Origin of the sequence: Burkholderia sp. E168m23, assembly GCF_016586125.1 — a bacterium.
In the GTDB taxonomy this organism is placed as follows: Bacteria; Pseudomonadota; Gammaproteobacteria; order Burkholderiales; family Burkholderiaceae; genus Burkholderia; species Burkholderia orbicola.
The window spans coordinates 1-7112 of the sequence record NZ_BCPP01000292.1 but is presented as its reverse complement, the minus strand read 5'-3'; the positions used below and the strand labels follow the sequence as shown (position 1 = coordinate 7112).

General features: G+C 70.3%; 5 protein-coding genes and 2 pseudogenes. 6 read left to right on the top strand and 1 reads right to left on the bottom strand.

Annotated elements, in window-relative coordinates:
* The 4 genes and pseudogenes from JMF90_RS16635 to JMF90_RS16620 form a co-directional block, all read left to right on the top strand.
* On the top strand, window positions 1-1299 hold a 1299-nt coding region (locus JMF90_RS16635), incomplete at its 5' end, for an intermembrane transport protein PqiB (RefSeq protein WP_201325237.1).
* A complete protein-coding gene (locus JMF90_RS16630; protein ID WP_077179126.1) occupies window positions 1296-2015 on the top strand; it encodes a membrane integrity-associated transporter subunit PqiC in 720 nt (239 codons plus the stop codon). The genes JMF90_RS16635 and JMF90_RS16630, both read left to right, overlap by 4 nt.
* A gap of 476 nt (window positions 2016-2491) precedes the next feature.
* Entirely contained in the window at window positions 2492-4606 is a 2115-nt protein-coding gene (locus JMF90_RS16625) for a site-specific recombinase (protein ID WP_074801229.1), read from the top strand.
* 154 nt (window positions 4607-4760) lie between these two features.
* Window positions 4761-6064, top strand: a pseudogene (locus JMF90_RS16620) (class I SAM-dependent RNA methyltransferase).
* 73 nt (window positions 6065-6137) lie between these two features.
* Here the strand turns inward: JMF90_RS16620 and JMF90_RS16615 are convergent.
* Window positions 6138-6333, bottom strand: a pseudogene (locus JMF90_RS16615) (SRPBCC domain-containing protein); the annotation flags it as partial.
* A 119-nt stretch (window positions 6334-6452) separates the two neighbouring features.
* Between JMF90_RS16615 and JMF90_RS16610 the strand changes: the two are divergent.
* Window positions 6453-6857, top strand: coding sequence for a VOC family protein (locus JMF90_RS16610; RefSeq protein WP_006476880.1), 405 nt, complete (start codon window positions 6453-6455; stop codon window positions 6855-6857).
* A gap of 73 nt (window positions 6858-6930) precedes the next feature.
* The coding region (locus JMF90_RS16605) for a YafY family protein (RefSeq protein ID WP_201325236.1) at window positions 6931-7112 on the top strand (182 nt) is incomplete at its 3' end.

The following is a 7112-nucleotide window of genomic DNA, read 5'->3' as shown; positions in this document are numbered from 1 at the left end:
TTCGCGGTCCAGGGCTCGCGCTTCTGGATCGTGCGGCCGCGCGTCGGCGCGACCGGCGTATCGGGGCTCGGCACGCTGCTGTCCGGCGCGTACATCGGCGTCGACGCCGGCCACGGCCAGGACACGCTGACCGATTTCACCGGCCTCGAAACGCCGCCCGCCGTCACGGGCGACCAGAAAGGCACGCAATACGTGCTGCGCGGCGATTCGCTCGGCTCGGTGGACATCGGCTCGCCGGTCTACTATCGCCGCGTCCAGGTCGGCCAGGTGGTCGGCTTCTCGCTCGACAAGGACGGCACGGGCGTCACGTTCAACGTGTTCGTCAATGCGCCGTACGACCAGTACGTCGGCATGAATACGCGCTGGTGGCAGGCGAGCGGCGTCGATCTGCGGCTCGACTCGAGCGGCCTGAAGCTGAACACGCAGTCGCTCGCGACCGTGATCCTCGGCGGCATCGCGTTCCAGACGCCGCCGAACCAGGGCAGCGGCACGACCGCGCCGAACAACACGACGTTCCGCCTCGGCTCCGACGAGGGCGACGCGATGCGCGACCCGGACGGCCAGCCGCTGCAGGTCGTGATGAACTTCAACCAGTCGCTGCGCGGGCTCGCCGTCGGCGCGCCGGTCGATTTCCGCGGCATCGTGCTCGGCGAAGTGACGAACATCGGCATCGACTTCGATCCGAAGACGAAGAACTTCCTGATGCCGGTGACGATCAACGTGTATCCGGAACGCCTCGGCCGCCGCTTCCGCGAGACGATCGAAAGCAAGGGCGAACCGGCGCGCCGCGAGATCGTCGAGCGGCTCGTCCAGCACGGGCTGCGCGGCCAACTGCGCACCGGCAACCTGCTGACGAGCCAGCTGTACGTCGCGCTCGACTTCTTCCCGAAGGCGCCGCCCGTGAAGATCGATACCGCCCACCTGCCGTTCGAGCTGCCGACCGTGCCGAACACGCTCGACGAGCTGCAGCTGCAGGTCGCCGACATCGCGAAGAAGCTCGACAAGGTGCCGTTCGACCAGATCGGCGCGAACCTGAACAGCGCGCTCGCGAACGCCGACAAGCTGTTCAAGCAGCTCGACACGCAGGTCGCGCCGGAAGCGCGCGACACGCTGTCGGCCGCGAAGCAGACCTTCTCGACCGCCGAGGCGACGCTGCAGCAGGATTCGCCGCTGCAGTCCGACGTGCGCGGCGCGCTGAAGGAGCTCACGCGCACGCTGCAATCGCTGAACGCGCTCGCCGACTATCTGGAGCGCCACCCCGAATCGCTGCTCAAGGGCAAGCCAGGAGATAAACAATGACGACACGCGTGAACGGTTTCGCGAGCGGCGCGGCGGCGGCGCTCGCCGCACTCGCGCTCGCCGCATGCAGCTCGCCGCCCGCACGGTTCTACACGCTCAGCCCGGCCGACGCCGCGGCGCCGCTGCGCACCGCGCCGGCCAACCCGGCGTTCCTGATCGAGGTGCCGTCGGTCGGCGTGCCCGAGCAGGTCGCGAAGAGCCAGCTGGTCGTGCAGAAGAACGCCGCGCAGGTCGACGTGCTCGAGCAGGAACGCTGGGCGTCGCCGCCCGCCGACGAGATCCGCCGCGCGCTGTCGGACGATCTGGCCGCGCAGCTCGGCACGATCGACGTCGCGAATTCCGCGTATCCGGCCGGCGTGCCCGTGTACCGCATCAGCGTGAACGTGCAGCGCTTCGAATCGTGGCCGGGCAAGCGCGCGGCGGTCGACGCCGTCTGGAGCGTGCGCTCGCTCGCCACGCAGGCCGTGATGACCTGCCGCACGAGCGTCGCCGAACCGGTCGCCGACGGCTACGATGCGCTCGTCGCCGGCCACCGGCGCGCGCTCGACGTGATTGCCACGCAGGCCGCGGCCGGCGTGCGCGCGATGGCCGCCCGTCGCGGCGCGCCGACCGCGCCCGCTGCCGGCGGCAAGACGGCCGCCGCGCCGGTCGTGCCGTGCCCGGCCAACCCGACGTCCGGCGGCGACGCCGGCGCGACGGGCAAGTCCGGCGCATAAGCGAACGCGCACGGCGCGCGGGCGACGTTCGACACGACGTTCGCCTGCGCGGTATGGAATGGCGCGGTGCGGCCGGCAGCACGCGCGCCCGTCGTCGGCTGCACGCCGCTGCCACCGGCCCCGCGCACTGCCTTCACTGGCCGAACGGCCATGACATTCTTTGTCAAAGCCGCCGGAACCCGCGTCATGCAATGCGGTCGGCTTGCGTTTTCCGGCCCGATTGACGATCCTACGCACTTTCAGGCTCGCGCCGTAAGTCGTGCGCGCGAGCCGGCGGCGCCGGGCCGCGCTCGGCCCGACCGCCGTGCCTCCCGGCGCCCGCACGCGAATCGCGTGCACCGCGGCAGGGCAGCCGCATCGCGGGTCGCCGTGCCCCGTCCGGCACCGGCCCCGTCTCACCCGTTCTCACCGGCGTCGCGCCGTTTCCCCGGCCGGCATCCCGAACCCGCCCGTCCCGGGCTTTCGCTATCCCGTTTATGTTTCGTTCCCTGACGACCCTGATCAAGAAGTGGCGCGCGTCGCGCAATGCCGGTCACCAGCTCGATGCGCTGCTCGCGCATGCCGACGCCGACGCGTCGTACGCCGAGCGCAGCGAATGGCTGATCGAGCTCGCGCACTGGCTGCGCCGCAACGGTACGGTGCAGGACACGCCGGCCGAGCGCGACGCCGACACGCGCACGTATCCGGCCCATGCGCGGCTGCGCTACCTGTTCCACGTGCTCGACCGCAACCCCGCGTGGAAAGCGCACGCGGCGCGCATCCTGCGCGGCATCCTGCGCGAGTGCGACGGCATCTCGCTGCTGTGCGACGCCGGCATGCCGGTGCATTCGGGCTTCTTCGGCGCATTGTTCGAGCGGATCGATTCGTCGCTGATCCCGCCCGCGCCGAACCGCCGCGAACTGTCGGCGCTGTTCACGCTGATGTTCCCCGCGCCCGAGGACGCGAAATGGATCGACGCGCTGCCCGACGACCTGCTCGCGCGCCTCGCCGGCCTGATCTCGTTCGACGTCACCGAGGAAGAGCGCCACGAGCCCGGCTCGTTCTCGCGCGACCTGCTGGCCGCGCTGCACAACCTGACCTGCCAGATCAGCTCGACCGGCCTGTCGCAGACGGTGCGCAGCCGGCTGTCCGACGACGATGCGCGCAAGCCGCTCGAATCGCAGCCGTTCTACCGCCTCACCCGCGCGATGCTCGCGGTCGAGACCGCGCATGCGGCCGTCGAGGACGGCGGCGACCCGAGCAAGCTGCTGCACGAGGTGAACTACCTGCGCGTGCTGCTCGACGAATGCCGGATCGCCGTCGACGACGTGTTCGCGCACCTGTACCGCAACGGCGTGTCGGTCGACATCGTGTTCCAGGTCGAGCGGATGCGCATGCGCATCCTGCGCGCGGAAACGCTGCTGAACGCGTGGATGGCACGCGACGACCTGCACGGGATGGCGCACCTGACCGCCGAGCTGGTCGACGCGAACCAGAACAGCCAGAGCGTCGCGCACCTCGTGCGCAGCAACTTCTCGCTGTTCGCGCGCAAGCTCGTCGAGACCAACGCGGACACCGGCGAGCACTACATCTCGCGCGGCCGCACCGAGTACCTGAAGATGCTGCGGATGGCCGCGGGCGGCGGCCTCGTCACCGTCGTGACCGTGTGCGTGAAGTTCGCGATCACGGGCGCGCACCTGCAGTCGATGCTCGAAGGGCTGCTCGCGGGCATCAACTACGCGGCCAGCTTCATGCTGATGCACTTCCTGCACTTCACGCTCGCGACCAAGCAGCCCGCGATGACCGCGCCGACGCTCGCACGCGAGCTCGACGACACCGGCCACGAGGAAGGCGTGAAGACGTTCGTCGCGTCGGTGATCGCGCTGATCCGCACGCAGGCGGCCGCGATTTCCGGCAACGTGCTCGTCGTGCTGCCCGTGTGCCTGCTCGTGCAGCTGTTCGCGAGCAACGTGCTGCACGCGAACCTGATCTCGCCGGAGAAGGCGCACGCGACGCTGCATTCGTTCTCGCTGCTCGGCCCGACGCCGTTCTATGCCGCGCTCACCGGCGTGCTGCTGTGGGCGTCGAGCCTGCTCGCGGGCTGGGCCGACAATTGGTTCGTGCTGCACCGGGTCGGCGACGCGCTCACGTACAACCGCCGGCTGCGCCTGACGCTCGGCGCGACCGGCGCCGCGAAGCTCGCGCACTTCTGCCGCTCGAACGTCGCCGGCGTGGTCGCGAACGTCGGCCTCGGCCTGATGCTCGGCCTCGTGCCGGCGATCGTCACCGTGTTCATGTTCCCGTTCGAGGTGCGGCACGTGACGCTGTCGGCCGGCTCGATCGGGATCGCGCTCGGCGTGCTGGGCAAGGGTGCGCTCGGCACGCCCGAGCTGTGGTGGGCCGCCGCAGGCGTGCTCAGCATGGCGATCCTCAACGTGCTCGTGAGCTTCGCGCTCGCGTTCACGATGGCCGTGCGCTCGCGCAGCCTGCGGCCGACCAAGGTGCGTGCGCTCGTCGCGGCGATCGTCCGCACGGTGCTGTCGAACCCGCTCGCGCTGTTCTGGCCGGCGGGCAACCCCGCCGCGCGCGCCGGCCAGCCGGGCACGCACTGACTTGTGGCGCGGTGGCGGCGCCCGGCCGGGCGCCCCTCGCCGCCCTCCCGGCACGCGCGAGCGGCCGTCGCCCCGACGCCGCCGCGCCGAAACGCCGGCCCCGGTCGCCCGCGCCGCGTACAATAGTGGACTTTTGCACGTCCTCACCCGCCTTATGTCCTCGCCCACCCTGTTCGAATTCTTCGCCCCCTGCCCGCGCGGCCTCGAAGCGGCGCTTGCCGCCGAGCTGGCCGAAATCGCCGGCCGCCACCTGAACGGCGCGCCGTTCACCGCGGGCGCGCAGGTGCCGGGCGGTGTCCATTTCAGCGGCGGCTGGGCCGCCGGCATGGCCGCGAACCTCCATTCGCGGATCGCGAGCCGGATCCTGCTGAAGATCGCGCACGGCCCGTACCGCAACGAACAGGACGTCTACGCGCTCGCGCTCGAGCAGCCGTGGGAACGCTGGTTCGCGTCGACGCAGACGCTGCGCATCGACATCACCGCGATCAAGTCGCCGCTGAAGAGCCTCGAATTCACGACGCTGCGCGTGAAGGATGCGATCTGCGACCGGATGCGGGAGAAACCGGCTCGCGCCCGAGCATCGACACCGGTGCGCCGGACGTGCGCGTGTTCGCGTTCCTGACCGTCAACGAGTGCACGCTGTACCTCGACACGTCGGGCGAGCCGCTGTTCAAGCGCGGCTGGCGTCTCGACAAGGGGGCGGCGCCGCTGCGCGAGAACCTCGCGGCCGGCATCCTGCGCCTGACGGGCTGGACGCCCGGCACCGCGCTGTACGACCCGATGTGCGGCAGCGGCACGTTCCTCGCGGAAGCCGCGCAGATCGCGCTTGGCGTGGCGCCCGGCGTCGAGCGCCGGTTCGGCTTCGAAAAGCTCAAGCAGTACGACATCACCGCATGGCAAGGGCTGAAGGTCCCGGCGCTCGACGCGAAGCGTGCAGCGCGCGCCAAGCGCGGCGAAGCGCTCGGCGTGTACGGCAGCGACATCTCCGGCGACATGCTCGAGAAGGCGCGCGCGAACCTCGAACGCGCGGGCGTGCCGTCGGTGTGGCTCAAGCAGGTCGACGCGCGCGGGATGACGCCGCCGTGCGACGGGCCGGGCATCCTCCTCGCGAACCCGCCGTACGGCGAGCGGATCGAAGTGCGCGGCCGCAGCGCGCGCGGCGAGGTGCGCGAAACCGGCCGCAACCGCGGCAACGACGACGCATTCCGCCGCACGCACACCGACGCGCCGGACAGCGAGTTCTTCAACGCGCTCGGCGATGCGCTGAAGCAGCGCTTCACGGGCTGGCAGGCATTCCTGCTGACGTCCGACCGTTCGCTGCCGGGCCAGTTGCGCCTGCGCGAATCGGCCAAGACGCCGCTGTTCAACGGCGCGCTCGAATGCCGGCTGTTCCGCTTCGACCTGATCGCCGGCAGCGTGAAGGCGCGCCCGGCGGCAGCGGAAGGCGACGACGCGTAAGCCAGCCGTCCGCTTCCACGCGCAACGACTTCCAGGGGCCGCCATCGCGGCCCCTGTGCTTTTGCGGAGCCGGTCAGGGCTTCGACTGCGACCAGCGCGCCATCGTGAACGGCAGCGCGTGCCCCGTCTCGAGCAGCGACTTCAGGCTCGACAGCACGACCGGCCAGCCGCCGCGAATCCCGCGATCCCTCTCCGAACCGGGCGCGAGCCCGTCGTGCGTGGCGGTCAGCTTCACGACCGCCGGCGTGCGGCTCGACCAGACAGATGACAACTCTACTGACAATACGGTGTCAGCAGCCCGCGCTCACACTGCAATCCCGGCGCAATGCAGGCTGGTTTCCACACCGAATCCGCATAACAACGCAAACAACGCAACAAGGAGCTCGTCATGACGTCAGCAACCGCCACTGCCACCCCGGAACGCGCGATCGCCTGGTTCGACATTCCGTCCCTCGATTTCGACCGCGCGATCCGCTTCTACGAAACCGTGCTGCAAACCACGTTGCAGCGCGCGGTCATCGGCGGCGTGCCGATGGCGACGTTCGATCGCGACGCGTCGAGCACGGGCGGTAGCATCGTGTTCGATCCGCAGCAGATCAAGCCGAGCGCGAACGGCGTGCTCGTCTACCTGAACGCCGGCGAATCGGTCGTCGCGGCGCTCGAACGCGCGAAGCGCGCGGGCGGCGTCGTGCAGGGCTCGGTCGTCGAGCTGCCGAACAACTACGGCTACGTCGGCTACCTGATCGACACGGAAGGCAACCGCGTCGGCCTGCACGCGCCGAAATGCCACTGAGCGCAGCGGTCAGCGGGCCGGCGCGGCGCTATCATCGCGAAGTCCCCGTCGCCAGAGGAATCGAGGTGCTGTCATGACCCGCCGTGCCGACCGCCTGTTCCAGATCGCCGAGCTGTTGCGCGGGCGTCGTCTCACGACCGCGCAACAGCTGGCCGACTGGCTGTCGGTGTCGCCGCGCACGGTCTATCGCGACGTGCGCGACCTGCAACTGTCAGGGGTGCCGATCGAAGGCGAAGCCGGCATCGGCTACCGGCT

Bases quoted from the DNA above. Each gene is read 5' to 3' on its own strand.
- JMF90_RS16625 (WP_074801229.1), top strand. From the start codon at position 2,492: ATGTTTCGTTCCCTGACGACCCTGATCAAGAAGTGGCGCGCGTCGCGC.
- JMF90_RS16610 (WP_006476880.1), top strand. From the start codon at position 6,453: ATGACGTCAGCAACCGCCACTGCCACCCCGGAACGCGCGATCGCCTGG.
- JMF90_RS16630 (WP_077179126.1), top strand. From the start codon at position 1,296: ATGACGACACGCGTGAACGGTTTCGCGAGCGGCGCGGCGGCGGCGCTC.